The 17,255-nt window shown below is 36.2% G+C and carries 14 protein-coding genes and 1 riboswitch; of the genes, 1 reads left to right on the forward strand and 13 read right to left on the reverse strand.

The genetic code is table 11. The features are described from left to right. Nucleotides 1–155 precede the first annotated feature (155 nt). The 12 genes from metF to IRZ99_RS15405 all read right to left on the reverse strand — a co-directional run bounded on the left by metF (nt 156) and on the right by IRZ99_RS15405 (nt 15,662). Nucleotides 156–1,112 (reverse strand): methylenetetrahydrofolate reductase [NAD(P)H], encoded by a 957-nt coding sequence (gene metF / locus IRZ99_RS15350; protein WP_194658106.1) that lies wholly within the window; start codon nt 1,110–1,112, stop codon nt 156–158. Between the two features lie 165 nt (nt 1,113–1,277). Beyond that, nucleotides 1,278–3,953 carry a methionine synthase gene (gene metH, locus IRZ99_RS15355; RefSeq protein WP_194658107.1) on the reverse strand — a complete coding sequence of 892 codons (2,676 nt, stop codon included), beginning with the start codon at nt 3,951–3,953 and terminating at the stop codon, nt 1,278–1,280. A gap of 467 nt (nt 3,954–4,420) precedes the next feature. Then, nucleotides 4,421–4,684 carry a hypothetical protein gene (locus IRZ99_RS15360; RefSeq protein WP_194658108.1) on the reverse strand — a complete coding sequence of 88 codons (264 nt, stop codon included), beginning with the start codon at nt 4,682–4,684 and terminating at the stop codon, nt 4,421–4,423. A 78-nt stretch (nt 4,685–4,762) separates the two neighbouring features. After that, entirely contained in the window at nt 4,763–5,767 is a 1,005-nt protein-coding gene (locus IRZ99_RS15365; RefSeq protein WP_121322505.1) for a homocysteine S-methyltransferase family protein, read from the reverse strand. Nucleotides 5,768–6,084: 317 nt separating this feature from the next. Next, nucleotides 6,085–6,199: riboswitch (SAM riboswitch) on the reverse strand. Nucleotides 6,200–6,600: 401 nt separating this feature from the next. Beyond that, on the reverse strand, nt 6,601–7,653 hold the full coding sequence (locus IRZ99_RS15370; RefSeq protein ID WP_194658109.1) for an NAD(P)/FAD-dependent oxidoreductase: 1,053 nt from the start codon (nt 7,651–7,653) through the stop codon (nt 6,601–6,603). A gap of 96 nt (nt 7,654–7,749) precedes the next feature. Continuing rightward, nucleotides 7,750–8,331 (reverse strand): bifunctional precorrin-2 dehydrogenase/sirohydrochlorin ferrochelatase, encoded by a 582-nt coding sequence (locus IRZ99_RS15375; protein WP_194658110.1) that lies wholly within the window; start codon nt 8,329–8,331, stop codon nt 7,750–7,752. A gap of 238 nt (nt 8,332–8,569) precedes the next feature. After that, the gene (gene cobA / locus IRZ99_RS15380) at nt 8,570–9,346 is read right to left on the reverse strand and encodes a uroporphyrinogen-III C-methyltransferase (protein WP_194658111.1); all 777 of its coding nucleotides are present in this window, start codon (nt 9,344–9,346) and stop codon (nt 8,570–8,572) included. After that, nucleotides 9,339–11,429 carry a HEPN domain-containing protein gene (locus tag IRZ99_RS15385; RefSeq protein WP_194658112.1) on the reverse strand — a complete coding sequence of 697 codons (2,091 nt, stop codon included), beginning with the start codon at nt 11,427–11,429 and terminating at the stop codon, nt 9,339–9,341. Before IRZ99_RS15385 ends, cobA begins: the two co-directional genes overlap by 8 nt. 82 nt (nt 11,430–11,511) lie before the next feature. Further along, nucleotides 11,512–12,756: a sulfate adenylyltransferase subunit 1 gene (locus tag IRZ99_RS15390; RefSeq protein WP_194658113.1), complete on the reverse strand. Its 1,245-nt coding sequence runs from the start codon at nt 12,754–12,756 to the stop codon at nt 11,512–11,514. Nucleotides 12,757–12,911: 155 nt separating this feature from the next. Further along, nucleotides 12,912–13,811: a sulfate adenylyltransferase subunit CysD gene (gene cysD, locus IRZ99_RS15395; RefSeq protein ID WP_072970415.1), complete on the reverse strand. Its 900-nt coding sequence runs from the start codon at nt 13,809–13,811 to the stop codon at nt 12,912–12,914. Nucleotides 13,812–14,022: 211 nt separating this feature from the next. After that, entirely contained in the window at nt 14,023–14,733 is a 711-nt protein-coding gene (locus tag IRZ99_RS15400) for a phosphoadenylyl-sulfate reductase (protein WP_194658114.1), read from the reverse strand. Between the two features lie 26 nt (nt 14,734–14,759). Beyond that, a complete protein-coding gene (locus IRZ99_RS15405) occupies nt 14,760–15,662 on the reverse strand; it encodes a sulfite exporter TauE/SafE family protein (RefSeq protein ID WP_194658115.1) in 903 nt (300 codons plus the stop codon). Between the two features lie 310 nt (nt 15,663–15,972). Between IRZ99_RS15405 and IRZ99_RS15410 the strand changes: the two genes are divergently transcribed. Continuing rightward, entirely contained in the window at nt 15,973–16,755 is a 783-nt protein-coding gene (locus IRZ99_RS15410; protein WP_194658116.1) for a sulfite exporter TauE/SafE family protein, read from the forward strand. 86 nt (nt 16,756–16,841) lie between these two features. Here the strand turns inward: IRZ99_RS15410 and IRZ99_RS15415 are convergent, their stop codons facing one another. Next, a complete protein-coding gene (locus tag IRZ99_RS15415) occupies nt 16,842–17,252 on the reverse strand; it encodes an Rrf2 family transcriptional regulator (RefSeq protein WP_012023576.1) in 411 nt (136 codons plus the stop codon). Nucleotides 17,253–17,255: the final 3 nt, after the last annotated feature.

Raw genomic sequence — 17,255 nt, forward strand, 5'->3', positions numbered from 1 at the left:
GACGAGGACCCGAGCGATAGCGAATTGGCGAAGCAATCCCCGCGAGAAACTCTACAAAGCAATTCGACAATCATTGTCGAGCTACTTACGGGGATTCCTCGTCCCTCGGAATGACATACTGTGAGTTATTACAGTATATTTAAGCAAAAAAACTCTTAAAAAATCTGACTCGCGATCTGGCGAATATTCTCAGATTTACCCATTGAATAATAGTGCAAAACCGGAACTCCCGCCGCTTTTAGTTCAAGAGATTGCTGAATAGCCCACTCGATTCCGACTTGTTTGATTTCACCATTATTTTTACATTTATCGACAGCATCGATTAAATCTTCTGGTAAATCGATTCTGAAAATCTGTGGCAAAATCTGTAAATGTCTTTGAACTGCAATTGGCTTAATTCCAGGGATAATCGGAATTGTGATACCTATTTCTCTTGCTTTTGCTACAAATTCAAAATATTTAGCATTGTCAAAAAACATTTGTGTCACCACATAATCAGCACCTGCATCTACTTTTTCTTTCAATCGCTTTAAATCTGATTGTAAAGATGGGGATTCTAAATGTTTCTCCGGATATCCCGCAACACCAATACAAAAATCAGCTTTATTGTCGGCATCCATAACTTCATGAAGGTATTTTCCGCAATTTAAATCGTTGATTTGGCGAACTAAATCTATAGCAAAGCTGTTCCCTCCAGCTTTAGGAACAAAAGATTGTTCGTCTTTCATCGCGTCTCCACGAAGTGCCATTACATTGTTGATTCCCAAATATTGACAATCAACCAACATGTATTCTGTTTCTTCCTGAGTGAAACCTCCGCAAAGCAAATGCGGAACAGTATCAACATTGTATTTGTGTTTTATAGAAGCGCAAATTCCAAGTGTTCCCGGACGCATACGAGTCAATTTTTTATCTAAAAGTCCGTTTCCTTTATCAATATAAATATACTCTTCACGAGAAGTCGTTACATCAATAAACGGTGGCTTAAACTCCATTAACGGATCAATATTATCGTATAATTCCTGAATACTTTTCCCTTTTTGAGGCGGAATAAGTTCAAATGAGAATAAGGTATTTCCTTTGGCGTTTTCTATATGTTCTGTTACTTTCATTATTTAAGTTATGAGTTATGAATTATGAGTTTTGAGTTATTTGTGTAAAAAATCTGAATCAAAAAACATAATCAAATAATCTTATTTTGTTTCAAGTTTCAGGTTTCAAGTTTCACGTTGCTTTAGAGAACCTGAAACTTGAAACCTGAAACAAATAAAACTTTCTTAATCTGCTATATTAGGGTTTAACCATTTGCTTGCATATTCAGTTGAGACGCTGCGTCGCTTCGCGTAATCGACCACCTGATCTTCTTTTATTTTTCCAAGTCCGAAATACCTGCTTTTTGGATTTCCGAAATAATATCCGGAAACCGATGAGGCTGGCCACATCGCCATGCTTTCGGTCAGTGTTACTCCAATTTCTTCGGCTACATTTAAAAGCTTCCAAATTGTCGGTTTTTCCAAGTGATCCGGACAAGCCGGATAACCCGGAGCTGGACGAATTCCTTTATAATTTTCTTTAATCAACTCTTCGTTTGTTAAAGATTCTTCTGCATCATAACCCCAGAAATCTTTACGAACTCTTTCGTGAAGATATTCGGCGAAAGCCTCAGCAAAACGATCTGCTAATGCCTTAACCATAATCGAATTATAATCATCCAAATCCTTCTCAAATTCAGCTGCCCATTCGTCTACACCAAAACCGGTTGTCACACAAAAAGCTCCAATATAATCCTCTATTCCGCTTTCTTTTGGCAGAATAAAATCAGACAATGCAATATTCGGCGCGCCTTTTGTCTTTTGTGATTGCTGACGAAGCGTTAAGAATTTCTCCAAAACTTTTCCGTTTTCATCACGCAATTCGATATCGTCATCATCAACCTGATTCGCAGGAAAAATGCCGTAAATACCTTTTGCTTGTAGTTTTTTCTCAGCCAAAATTACTTTCAACATCGCCTGAGCATCTGCAAAAAGAGAAGTTGCTTCTTTACCCACAACCTCATCCGTTAAAATCGCAGGATATTTTCCGTGCAATTCCCAAGTTTGAAAAAATGGCGTCCAGTCGATATACGGAACCAAAACATCCAGATCAACTTCAACTGTCTGTTTACCAATAAATTTTGGTTTTGTTGGAGTGTATTCGCTCCAGTCTAACTGCATTTTATTTTTACGCGCATCTTCAATGCTTAAGAAGTTTTTATCTCTCGAACGATTCAAAAACGTTTCTCTAAACGAATCGTATTCTGCACGAATATCGCTCGCATATATTTTACGGTTATGATCCAATAAATTTCCTGCAACAGTCACGGCGCGCGAAGCATCGTTTACGTGAATTACAGTTTCTCTATATTGTGGCGCGATTTTCACGGCGGTATGCGCGCGCGAAGTGGTTGCACCACCAATCATAATCGGAATTTTAATTCCTTGTTTGTCTAATTCTTTGGCCAGATAAACCATTTCGTCAAGCGAAGGTGTGATCAGTCCGCTTAGTCCAATAATATCAACATTATGTTCAATCGCAGCCGCAATAATTTTTTCCGGAGGCACCATAACACCAAGATCTACAATCTCGTAATTGTTACAAGCCAAAACCACCGAAACAATATTTTTACCAATATCGTGAACGTCCCCTTTTACGGTCGCCATCAATATTTTTCCATTTCCTTGTTTGTCTCCGGCTTGTTTGCTTGCTTCGATATAAGGCAATAAATAAGCAACGGCTTTTTTCATTACACGCGCTGATTTTACCACCTGAGGCAAGAACATTTTTCCGCTTCCGAATAAATCTCCAACCACATTCATTCCGGTCATCAAATTGATTTCGATAACTTCAATTGGTTTAGTTGCTGCCAAACGAGCTTCTTCAACATCTTCTTCAATAAAAGCATCAACTCCTTTTACCAATGAATGCGTAATTCTTTCCTGAACCGTTCCTAAACGCCATTCCTGAATCGCTTTTTCATCTGATTTTACTTCGCCTTTTACGTTCTCAGCAAAATCCAAAAGTCTTTCAGTTGCATCATCACGTCTGTTCAAGATTACGTCTTCAACGTGTTCTAATAAGTCTTTCGGGATATCATCATAAATCGAAAGCATCTCCGGATTCACAATTCCCATTGTCATTCCGTTCTTGATCGCATGGTATAAAAACACCGAGTGCATCGCTTCACGAACCGTGTCATTTCCTCTAAAAGAAAACGAAACGTTACTTACTCCACCACTGATATGCGCATGAGGCAAGTTATCTCGAACCCATTTTGTACCTCTAAAAAAGTCCAAAGCATTCAAGCGATGTTCTTCCATTCCGGTTGCAACGGGAAAAATATTTAAATCGAAAATGATATCCTGTGGAGGAAAACCAACTTTGTTAACCAAAATATCATACGAACGCTGACAAATTTCAACTCGTCGATCGTAATTATCGGCCTGACCTACTTCGTCAAAAGCCATAATAATAGCCGCAGCTCCGTAACGTTTAATTAATTTGGCGTGATGAATAAAGGCTTCTTCGCCTTCTTTCAACGAAATCGAGTTGACAACACTTTTTCCCTGTACTACTTTAAGACCCGCTTCGATGATTTCCCATTTCGAACTGTCAATCATAATCGGCACTCTCGAAATATCCGGTTCTGATGCAATTAAATTCAGGAATTTTGTCATCGCCTGAACACCATCAAGCATTCCTTCATCCATATTAATATCGATGATTTGTGCTCCACCTTCTACTTGTTGTCTTGCAATATCAAGCGCCTCGTCATATTTCTCTTCCTTGATTAAGCGAAGGAATTTTCGTGAACCCGTTACATTCGTACGCTCCCCAACGTTTACAAAAACACTTTCGGGCGTAATAATCAACGGTTCTAATCCTGCTAATACAAGGTCTCTTCTTTTTTCTGCCATTTTCTTTTTAAGTTACTAAGATTCTAAGTTGCTTAGATTCTGAGTTTTTTTATTCTTTGTTTTCTTTCCTGCAATCCCGAAGCTTCGGGACAAAACCTTGTAGGTATATTCGTTTTTAATAATCTTATTTTGGGCGTGTCCCAAGGGCCGGGCTATCCGTTCCTAGTCCTCGCACTTCCTTCGTCAGGCTGTGGGCTATCCACTTCTATCCCTCACGCAAACTCAGTTTCAAAAGATGATTTATATTTTCACGATTTCAATTGCCGTTTTTGAAATAAATTTTTCAAATCTTTGAACCAATTTTTATATTTCGTTCCTACGGAACTCTTGTTTTGTGTCGTTTATCATTTTCAACGGAATAAATTCCGTTGCTACCAACATTTCGTTCCTCCGGAACTTTTTTAAAGAGATTTTCACTCTATACTTCCTTTAAAGTTTTCAAAACCTTACAAGTTTGTTATTAACTTTTAATCAGTAAAAACATGTTTCTCAAACCCTCCATAAAACACCTTTTCTATCCAGTTCTTAAATTCTAAATTGGTCGTAATATGATATATTTTACCATTACTTTCTATTTTGAATTTTTCGTTATTATCAATCTTGCTTTTAATACTTTTTAATTCTGAAACACAATACATATAGGGACTCATGGTATCATACCAATTAGAGTTTAAAAATGCGTTAAAAACTTCTCCGTTTTCTGAATACACTATATGCTCTGCTTTTTCCATTAAATAGTTTAAACTTTAGAACCAACTACTAAATTTATACCTACATGGTTTTAGAAACCTTGTAGAAAATGAAAATTATTATGCCAATACCGGCGCCACTCTAGGCTTATAATCCTTCGCCACCTCAGCAATTAATCGAATATGATCCGGAGTTGTTCCGCAACAACCGCCGATGATGTTGATTAAATTATCGTCTAAATATTCTTTGATTAAGGCCTGAGTTTGTTCTGGTGTTTCATCATATTGTCCGAATGCGTTTGGTAATCCCGCATTTGGATGTGCTGAAACGTTGAACTGTGTATGCTGTGATAATGTTTTTAAATACGGTTTTAATAAATCGGCTCCAAGAGCGCAATTGAATCCAACACTTAATAACGGAATATGTGACACTGAAATAAGGAAAGCTTCAACGGTTTGTCCAGAAAGTGTTCTTCCTGAAGCATCGGTAATCGTTCCTGAAACCATGATTGGAATATCAAGATTACGTTCGTCTTTTACTTCTTCGATTGCGAAAAGTGCTGCTTTTGCATTTAAAGTATCGAAAATAGTTTCTACCAAAAGTAAATCACATCCGCCATCCATTAAAGCTTCCACTTGTTGTTTATATGCGATACGCAAATCATCAAATGTTACGGCTCTGTAACCCGGATCGTTTACGTCTGGAGACATACTTGCCGTTCTGTTTGTCGGTCCGATTGAACCGGCAACGAAACGTGGTTTGTCTGGGTTTTTAGCTGTGAATTCATCTGCTACCTGACGCGCAATTTTAGCCGATTCGTAGTTTAATTCGTAAACTAAATCTTCCAGGAAATAGTCGGCCATACCGATTGTAGTTCCTGAAAAAGTATTGGTTTCTACAATGTCTGCGCCTGCATCAAAATACGCGGCGTGAACATCGCGGATCGCTTGTGGTTGTGTTATGGATAGTAAATCGTTGTTTCCTTTTAACGGATGCGGAAAATCTTTGAAACGCTCTCCTCTGAAATCTTCTTCTGAGAAATTATAGCGTTGCAACATTGTTCCCATTGCTCCATCAAGGATTAGGATATTTTTTTTAATTGCTTCCTGAATTGTTATTGCCATTTTTTTTGTCTTTTGCCACGAAGGCGCTAAGACACTAAGCTTTTTTTAATTTTTATTATCTTCATACCTAACAGGTTTTGAAAACCTGTTAGGATACGTGGTTTGATTCACATTGATCCCAAGAATTCACTACTGCTATCTAATTAGCCCCGATGGGAGCAAATATCCTTTTATCCGCCGCGGCGGATAAAAGATATTGTGGACAGCGGGAACGATGTTGGCATAAATGCGCCAATAATTCGCTCATTAAACTGTGAATTCAGTAAAATAATATTGTAAGGTTGTCAGGAAAAGTTGAGGAAATACTTTATGTATTTGTGTTATCTATCTTTAATACTATGAACTAGTGTAAAGTAGAATTTAGCACCTTCTTTATGATAAAGGGTTGCTAAGGTTTCATCGGGTCTATCCCTCCGCCTTTCGTGATAACTTTCAATAAATTTAGGAACGGTGCAAAGGTATGAAATAGGGTTGCGAATTGCAAGTTTTTTTTTGAAGGTTCTGAGGGGCTAAGATTCTGAGGTTCTAAGGTTTTTTTTGAAGGTACTGAGATGCTAAGATAATAAGGTGCTAAGTTTGGCTTTTGTTTTTCAAATATAGCCCGCGGTTTCAACCACGGGGAACGTATTGTGATAATTCGTTTGTGTTGTGATCATGTACATTGATTATACGTTGTGTCTATATGTTGCGGTAATGCGATGTGTGTATGCATTGCGTTCCAGTGGTTGAAACCACTGGCTATGTTTTATATGCTTTATAAAAAAAAACTCAAACTTTTAGTTTGAGCTTTTTATATAAAATCTTAGAGTCTAGCATCTCAGAATCTTAGTAACTTAGACTATCGCCTTCACAACTGCTTTCGGTGCTTCTTTACGTGTTCCGTCAAAACCGTCTACTCCAGAAACTGTGGTATATTTCAATACGTATTTTTTACCTGGATTAATAATTTGGTATGCGGCCTGGCACATTAAAGTTGCTTCGTGGAAACCACAAAGAATCAATTTTAATTTTCCTGGATATGTGTTTACGTCTCCAATGGCAAAGATTCCCGGAATATTGGTCTGGTAATCTAAGGCGTTGTTTACTTTAATTGCATTTTTCTCGATATCTAATCCCCAGTCTCCAATTGGACCTAATTTTGGTGTTAATCCAAAAAGCGGTATGAAATAGTCACATTCGATTTTACGGTGTGCACCGTTTTCTTCGATATCTAACGATTCAACATGCTCAGCACCGTTGATTCCGATAACTTCTGCAGGTGTAATTAATTTGATTTTTCCAGCTGTTTTTAGTTCCTGTACTTTCTCTACAGAATCTAAAGCTCCTCTAAATTCGTTTCTTCTGTGAATTAAAGTTACTTCTGAAGCTACGTTTGCCAAGAAAATACTCCAGTCTAAAGCTGAATCTCCTCCTCCTGCAATTACAACTCTTTTATCTCTGAATTTCTCTGGATTTTTGATGAAGTATTTTACTCCTTTATCTTCGTAAAACTCGATATCTTCAATAAGTGGCTTGCGTGGCTCAAAACTTCCTAAACCTCCTGCGATAGCGATAACCGGCGCGTGAAATTTAGTTCCTTTATTTGAGGTTACAATGAAACTTCCGTCTTCTTGCTTGTCGATTGTTTCAGCTCTTTCTCCTAATGTATAACCTGGCTCAAACTGCTTAATTTGTTCTTGTAAGTTATCAATTAAATCTCCTGCTAAAACTTCCGGGAAACCAGGGATATCATAAATAGGCTTCTTTGGATACAATTCTGAAAGTTGTCCTCCTGCTTGTGGTAAAGCATCTAAAATATGACATTTTAATTTCAATAGTCCTGCCTCGAAAACGGCAAATAAACCTGTAGGGCCTGCTCCAATTATAAGTATATCTGTTTTAATCATTATGGTTGTTGTTTATAATCATTCTTAATAATACAAAGAAACGAATAAATTATTCTTTAATCAATGATTTTTATCATTATTCATTTCTCTTGTGTGCTACTCTTTATTTTTAAGGGAAGATGTAATTTCGTTCATTCTTTTAACCTTTTCTTCAAAATCGCCTTTTAAAGTTTTCCTGTATTCGTTCAGATTTTCTACCATTTGGTTTATGTCTTCGGGAATTACCTCTTCGAAAAACTCACGCAATCTTTTAGCTGTTGTTGGCGATTTTCCGTTAGTCGAAATGGCGATTTTTACATTTCCTTTTGTCACGATTCCTCCTAAATAATAATCACATAAATCTGGCGTATCGGCGATATTGCAAATCAAATAACGCTTTCGGGACAAATCGTATACTCTTTTGTTGACTTTTAAATCATCCGTACAAGCGATTACCATATGGCGTTTTTTGAGCATTTTCTTTTTGAACTTCGCTTCCGTCAATTTAATTGAAGGATGATTTTCGGCTAAAACTTTAATTTCTAAATGAAAGTCGGGCGCTACGACCTCAACATTTGCATTTGGACTTGACTTTAGCAAAAAAGAAAGCTTCTCTAATCCGACATTTCCTCCACCCACAATCAACACATTCAGATTGTGAAGCTTTAGGAATATTGGATATAATTCATTCTGTTCCATTTTAATTTATTTTCAACTAATCAAAATTAGATGATTTATTTTTAACAGCATTGGTTTTAAAATCCAATGTTATAACCATGTGTACACCAGATTGAAATTTGAACGTTTATTTGCCGGGCGTACATCGGGTTGAAACCCGACGCTACAATATTGTTCATCCCTCCGGGATTTTATTATGTCACGTGTTCACATTGTGTCCATCAGGTTGAAACCTGACGCTATGTTTCTCTTCGGAACTTTATCTTGTAATTTCTTTCGACAAAAATTCTTCGTAAAAGCCTTTTAATTTGTTACTTTCTCTGACAACTTCTCCGAGAACAATAATTGCTGGCGAACTCAGTTGCTTCTCTTTTACAATTTCTAAAATTGAATTTACTGTTCCAACTCCTACTTTTTCTTCTGAAGTTGTTCCGTTTTGAATGATCGCTACGGGCAAATCTCCTTTGGCTTCTTTTTGAAACAAATCGATAATTTGAGGCAATTTGTGCATTCCCATCAAAATTACAACTGTTGCGGATGACTGTGCGGCCAAAGCTACATCTGCAGATAATTTTCTGTCAGAAGTTGTGCCTGTAATCGCCCAGAAACTTTCTGAAACACCTCTTTTTGTAATCGAAATTCCCAGACTTGCAGGAACTGCTACTACCGAAGAAATTCCAGGAACGACAGCCGTCTCGATTCCGAAGCTTTCAATAAATTCTACTTCTTCGCTTCCACGCCCAAAAATAAACGGATCCCCGCCTTTTAACCGAACTACATGTCCGTAAGTCAAAGCATTGTCAACAATTAATTGATTGATCTGATCTTGCGTATAAGCGTGATTCCCAATTTTTTTACCAACAAAAATTCTAATTGCATTTTTGGGTGCGTAAGCTAGTATTTCTACATTGGCCAATGCATCATACAAAACCACATTCGCTTCAGCCAATGCTTTTGCGCCTTTCAGCGTAAGCAAATCCGGATCGCCGGGACCTGCACCGACTAAAGTTACTTTGGGTTTCATTGTATTAAGCATTTGCTAATTCCTGAGCTCTGTATTTTTCAATTGTATCAAAAAATGCAATTCCTTCCTGAATGTATTGTTTTGCAAAAGCTTCTGAAGGATCATTTTGATTGATTTGATACACTAATTCTTTGAATGATGTTGCCAATTCGATTTTACCTGTTACGATGAAAACGTTATCAAACAAATCAACAATTCCTGCATGATTGTTTGTTTTCTCATTTTCTGAAAGCAATAAAGCTTTAGCTCCATTTACAAATCCTGCGTAAGCGTGATAAATAGCATCTGACCATTTTCCTTCGTCGAAAGATTCTTGTGCGAAAGTCAATTTATCTTTTGCTTCTAATAATAAAGTCGCCACTAAATCGATCACAACACCAGCACATTCTCCAACTCCAACTGCTTTTACATAGTTGTCAGCGTTACCCCAGTCCACAAAATCAGCTTCTGTTAAATTGGTTACATCTGCGAAAGGTTTCAAAATTTCATAGAAATATTTTTCTCCTTTTTGATCGTAATAGTTTAGGAATTTTTCTCCATTTGCATTTTTGTCAAAATCATTTAAGATCGTACGCAATGCATCCGGACCTCTTCTACTTGGAATTTTGATTACTTTATCAGCAAAACGTCCTTCTCCGTTTCCTAATCTTCCTCCACCTAATAATACCTGCAAAGCCGGAGCTACTAATTTTCCAGAATTAATAGACATTCCCTGAAAACCAATTGCCGACATATTGTGTTGGCCACAAGCATTCATACAACCAGAAATTTTAATTTCGATTTCACGGTTATTTAAATACTGCGGATATTCAGCATTTATTACTCTTTCTAATTCTTCTGCAATACCGGTACTACTTGCAATCCCCAAGTTGCAAGTATCAGTACCAGGACATGCCGTAATATCTACAGTAGAATTATAACCCAAATGAACAAAGTCTAATTTGGCTAATTCCTGATAAAAGAAAGGAAGATTCTCTTCTTTTACGTGACGTATTACAATATTTTGACGCAATGAAAAACGTAATTCATTTGCAGCGTAATTTTTAATTAAAGCGGCTAATAATCTGGCTTTATCAGTATAAAAATCTCCCAATAAAACTTTGATTCCAATCGCGTAATAACCGGCTTGTTTTTGAGCAATTACATTTGATTTTTTCCACGCTTCATAAGCTTTGGTATCTTCAATTGTAACTTGCGGAACCTCTAATAAAGGCTCTGCAATTGGTCCGTCAAAAGCGGTTGTATCAATTTCGTATGTTTCAAAAGCGATTGCTTTTTTCTCTTTTTCAACCAAATCAAGAAAAACATCTCTTCCCATTTCTTTGATTAAGAATTTCATACGCGCTTTCATTCTTTTTGCACGTTCTCCGTATCTGTCAAAAATACGGATGATTCCTTCTGCTGTCGGGATGATTTCGTTTGCCGGTACAAATTCTGAAAGTAATTCAGCATGTGCTGGCTGAGATCCTAAACCTCCACCAAACATGATTTTGAATCCACGTTGTCCGTCAACGATTTTTGGAATAAATCCTAAATCGTGTAAATAACTCAAAGCGGTATCTTCATCAGATGATGAGAACGAAATTTTGAATTTACGTCCCATTTCCTGACAAATCGGGTTTCTTAATAAATATTGAAACAAAGCGTGTGCGTAAGGCGAAACATCAAATGGTTCGTTTACGTCTACACCAGCTAATTCACTTCCTGTAATATTACGGACAGTGTTTCCACAAGCTTCACGCAAGGTCACATCATCTTTAGCCAAATTTGCCCAAAGTTCCGGAGTTCTGTCTAAACTCACATAGTGAATCTGAATATCCTGACGCGTTGTAATGTGCAAACGTCCTGTAGAATATTCATCAGAAACTTTAGTAATACGTACCAATTGTTCGCTGGTTACTTTACCGTAAGGTAATTTAATACGAATCATTTGAACGCCTTCCTGGCGTTGTCCGTAAATTCCACGTGCTAAACGAAGACTACGAAAACGCTCATCATCAATTTTTCCTCCACGGAATAAATGAATCTTTTTTTCTAAATCGATAATCTCTTTCTGAACTATCGGATTTTCTATTTCTGTTCTAAAACTTTCCATTTCTCTTTAGTTGTTGGTTGTCAGTTGTTGGTTGTTGGTTTGCTGGCAGAATAACTATCAACTAAAAACCATCAACTATCAACTAGCGAATGAATCCTACTCCTGCTGTTGTGTTTGTTGCCGTATCAATTAAGATGAAGGCTCCGTTTGATTTATTATCGTTATAGGCATCAAAATATAAAGGCTTGCTTAATTTGATGGTTACTTCTCCAATTTCGTTGATCGCCAATTGCGATGCTTCTTTGGTTCCTGAATAGTCAGTTGAGATTGTATTTTTAATACTTTCTACTTTTGCTAAAACTGAATTTGTGTTGTGTTGTACGATATATTTTGTACCTGCAACCAATTTTTTGCTGTCCATCCAACAAACCGTTGTATTGATTTCTTTTTCAATTTTTGGAAGCTCTGATGACTTTACAATCATATCGCCTCTTGTCACATTGATATCATTTTCTAATTCGATTGTGATAGATGAACCTGCAACGGCTTCATCAAATGTTTTATCGAAAAAATGTATTTTAGTAACTTTTGATTCGGTTAAAGAAGGAAGAACTGTGACAGCATCTCCAACTTTAATAGAGTTTCCGTATAATTTTCCAGCGTAACCTCTAAAATCGTGATATTCTTCTGTTTTTGGACGAATAACCGTTTGAACCGGAAAACGCGCTTTTCCTGCTTCAAAAACATCTGAAGAATGCAATCCTTCTAAATGTTCTAAAACCGTTTGACCTGTATACCAAGGCATATCTTTAGATTGATCCACTACGTTTCCACCGTTGATTGCGCTTAACGGAATGTAACTTACATTTTGTTCTTTGAAAGTACTTTTTGCATTTAATGCCTGAAAATCGGCTTTGATTTTATTGTAAACTTCTTCAGAATAATCAACTAAATCCATTTTATTAATCGCAACAATTACTTCTTTTACTCTCAATAAATTATTGATAAAAAAGTGACGGTACGTTTGCTCAATTACGCCTTTTCTGGCATCAATTAAAATGATAGAAACCTGAGAAGTAGAAGCTCCTGTAACCATGTTTCTGGTATATTCTACGTGACCCGGAGTATCGGCAATAATGTAACTTTTCTTTGCAGTCGAAAAATAAATGTGTGCAACGTCAATTGTAATCCCTTGTTCTCTCTCTGCTACTAATCCGTCAGTTGCCAAAGAAAAATCAAGATAATCGTACCCTTTTTGTTTACTGCTTTTTTCGATTGCTTCGATTTTATCTGTAGTCAAGGATTTTGTATCGTATAATAATCTTCCAATCAAAGTACTTTTTCCGTCATCTACACTTCCTGCTGTTGCTATTTTTAAAACTTCCATTCTTGTAATTTTGTTTCAGGTTTAAATTTGTTTCAAGTTTCAGGTTGTTTCCCTTTGAACTAAAATTTAAAACTGTATGTTTTTGTTTTTCTGATTTTGACTTTAATTACGTTCCGAATTGCATTAATAATTTACAATTCACAATTAATAATTAATTAAAAGTACCCTTGTTGTTTTCTTTTCTCCATTGCAGCTTCAGAACGTTTGTCATCAATTCTGGCTCCTCTTTCAGAAATAGTTGAAGTTCTGATTTCTCCAACAACTTCCTGAATGGTTGCGGCGTAAGATTCAACAGCGGCTGTACAACTCATATCTCCAACGGTTCTGAAGCGAACAATTCGTTCTTCGATTTGTTCGTCTTCTTCCTGGTACACAAAAGGAGAATGCGACCAGATTAAACCGTCTCTCAAAAAAACTTTTCTTTTATGTGAAAAATAGATTGATGGAATCTCGATGTGTTCTTTTTCGATATAACTCCAAACATCTAATTCTGTCCAGTTTGAAATTGGGAAAACACGAACGTTTTGACCATTTTCTATTTTTCCATTCAAAATATCAAACAATTCCGGGCGTTGATTTTTTTCATCCCATTGACCAAAATCGTCACGAACTGAAAAAATACGTTCTTTAGCTCTTGCTTTTTCTTCATCACGACGCGCACCACCAATACAAGCATCAAACTTAAATTCTTCAATTGCATCTAAAAGTGTGATCGTCTGCAAGCTGTTTCTACTAGAATATTTTCCAGTTTCTTCAACCACTTTTCCTTCATCAATAGCATCCTGAACATTACGAACAATCAACTCCAAACCTAATTCTTCTACTAATTTGTCTCTGAAAGCAATTGTTTCAGGAAAATTATGTCCCGTATCAACATGCAAAAGAGGAAACGGAATCTTTGCAGGGAAAAAGGCTTTTTGCGCCAAACGCACTAATGTTATAGAATCTTTTCCTCCAGAGAAAAGTAAAACCGGTTTGTCAAACTGTGAAATTACTTCTCTGAAAATGTATATTGCTTCACTCTCTAAAGCGTTTGTTTTTAATACTGAACTCATTTTGTTTTTTTGTTTCAAGTTGCAAGTTTCAGGTTGCAAGTTTTGTGGTGTACCCTGAAAATTTCAACTATTGTTTTATTCTAATTTCTTTATTCTTTTTCGCATCTCCATCGGGTTGAAACCCGACGTTACAATATGAAACGTTCCTCCGGAACTTAATCAAAAATCTTAATTCTTTGCTCTTTGTTCTATTTTCTTTATTCTATTCTCTTTACTCTTTCTTAGCGCTATGCAATCCACATTCTTTATGACTTGATTCCCACCACCATCTTCCGGCTCTGATATCTTCTCCCGGAAAAATGGCTCTTGTACATGGTGCGCATCCTATACTTACGAAACCTTGTTTGTGTAAGGTATTTTGAGGAACATTGTTTTCTGACAAATACGTTTCAACTTCCTCTAAAGACCATTTTAATAATGGATTGAATTTAATGATTTCGAAACCTCCGTCGTATTCAAATAGATTTAAATCTTGTCTGTTTTCCGATTGCTCCGCTCTTAAACCAGTGATCCAAACAGAATTTCCTGCTAAAGCTTTTCTTAAAGGAACGACTTTTCGGATGAAACAACATTCTTTTCTATTCTCAACCGAATCATAAAAACTATTCGGGCCTTTTTGTTTTAATAAATTTTCCACTGCTGTTGCTTCCGGAAAATAAACCTCAATTGGTCTTTTATACTTTTTTAATGTTTTATGAAAAACATCGTAAGTTTCCTGAAACAATCTTCCGGTATCCAGAGTAAAAACGGTAATATCAGTATTACTTTTTGCAATGAAATCTGTAATTACCTGATCCTCCTGACCAAAAGAAGTCGAAAAAATTACTTTCCCCGGAAATTCTTTAGCTAAAAAAACTAAAGTTTCGTCAAGTGAAAAATCCTTTGTTATATCTAATAATGATTCTATAATTGGTGCACTCATAATCTTTTTCCTTTCTAAAAAACTGCTTACAATAATTTAGATAATGTTTTTAAACTCAATAGTATTATTAAAATTCCAACTGCAATCATCATTGGTTTTCTTTTGATTTTATTTACCAGATAAGCTCCTAATGGCGCTGCAATTACACCTCCTAAAATCAAACCTATAATAACCTGCCATCCGTGGATTCCTCCAAAAAGCATGAACGTAATTCCGCTTGCAAATGAAATTGCAAATTCCGCAGCATTTACTGAACCTATTGTATATCTTGGATTTCTTCCTCTTCCTAACAATGTAGAAGTTACAATTGGACCCCAGCCTCCGCCACCTACAGCATCCATAAAACCTCCAAAGGTGGCTAAATATCCTAATTTTTTAGTTTTCTTTTTAGCAATGCTTTTGGCTAAAGCTTTTCTGATAATGATGATTGCCAAAACAATCATATAAACAGCTATGAACGGTTTTATAACATCTCCATTAATCACATCAGACAATAAATAAGCCCCTGTAATAGAACCCAAAACACCTGGAATCAACAAATGTTTTACTAACTTTTTATTGATATTTCCGAATTTATGATGTGAAATTGCCGACGCTCCAGTTGTAAACATTTCTGCCACGTGAACTCCTGTACTACTAATAACCGGCGGAACTCCATAAGCCAATAAAAAAGACGTCGAAGTTGCTCCATAACCCATTCCTAATGTCCCATCTACCAATTGAGCAAAAACTCCGATCGCAAAAAATATTAAAAACTCCTGATTAAATCCTGCAATTAGTCCATCTACTGAAAACTCAGCGTGGTGATTGTATATCAGTGTAGATAACAAACCTATTAATAAAACAACAGGAATTATAACCCATAACTTTTCTTTTACTGATCCTTCAGATCTAACCTCATAACTATTGATTTTCAATTCTTTTTCCATACTCCCAGGTTGGCTTTTACCGCAAAATCTATTACCCTATCGGCTTAATAGATTACTATGCAAAATTAATACTTATTTCTAAATATCAAAACTTTATTTAATTTTTTTACATCACTAACTCACTTTATGTTAAGCAAGAAGCTTTTTTGTCTACTTTCTAAAACAACTTATTAACTAAGAAACTGTATCACACTGTATTACAACCAAATAAACTATTGATAATATGCGTTTACAAATATAACATTTTAAAGCCTACCATTTCTATAGGATAATTGTAAAATTGTTATTATTTTTACGGCAAATTTTTAATATGGATTTTCAAATCGGTCTTGTAATTGCGGGTTTACTCGTTGGTTTCGTAGTGGGGTTGACAGGTGTTGGCGGCGGTTCTTTAATGACTCCTATTTTATTGTGGTTTGGAATTCCTCCAACAACAGCCGTAGGTACCGATTTATTATATGCGGCATTTACCAAAATGGGAGGCGTATTTGTGCATCATAAAAAAAGCAATATCAATTGGCAGATAACGGGCTGGCTTACTTTAGGCAGTGTTCCTGCCGCCTTACTTACTTTATGGATTTTACATAGCATTAAAACCGATATTTCTACTATAAATGCTGTAATCAAATACAGTTTAGGCTGGGCACTTCTTTTTACATCAATAGCGATTTTATTCAAAAAGAAATTGTTAGTTTTTTCTCAAAAACATGCCGGAGACAAATTTCATAGCGAAAGTCATACTCAAAATATGCTGACTATTGGAATTGGTGTATTATTGGGTGCAACCGTAACACTTACTTCTATTGGAGCGGGAGCGTTAGGAACCGTTACTTTATTTTTCCTTTATCCACTTTTGCCAACGCCTCGTTTGGTTGGAACCGAGATTGCCCATGCCGTTCCTTTAACGCTTGTTGCCGGAATTGGACATGCCTCAATGGGGAACTTAGATTTAGGATTATTAGGTCAATTATTAATGGGATCACTTCCCGGGATTTTTATGGGAAGTATGTTAAGCGGAAAAGTACCCGATTTATTTCTGAGAAACGCTATTGCAGTAATGCTTTTTATGGCAGGCTATAAATTAGTTTTCTAAAAGAAGGAATCCTTAAAATATAAAAAAGACCTTTTCATTAATTTGAAAAGGTCTTTTTTATTATGATTTGTTGTGAACAGAAACGCTTAAAAAGCAATATCTGCCAATGAATTACTTTCAAGAATTTTAAGCGTGTTATCTCTAACCTCAGTCATTAAACGTCTGGCTGCACAAGTTGATTCGTCGTCACAATCATCACATTTTTCATAAAAATTATGACTGGCGCAAGGTAACAGTGCAATTGGTCCTTCAAGAATTCGGTACACTTTGGCCATACTAATATCTTTTGGATCTTTGATCAGATAATATCCACCGCCTTTTCCTTTTTTTGCTCCAAGAAAACCGGAGTTCCGAAGCAGTAATAAAATACTCTCCAAAAATTTAATCGAAATATGTTCGCTTTTGGCAATTTCAGCAATTTGTACCGGTTCGTTGTTCTCGCGTCTGGCTAAATAAGTTAAAGCTTTAATTCCGTATTTTGTTTTCTTTGAAAGCACGTG

The organism is Flavobacterium sp. LC2016-12, assembly GCF_015351595.1.
GTDB lineage: Bacteria > Bacteroidota > Bacteroidia > Flavobacteriales > Flavobacteriaceae > Flavobacterium.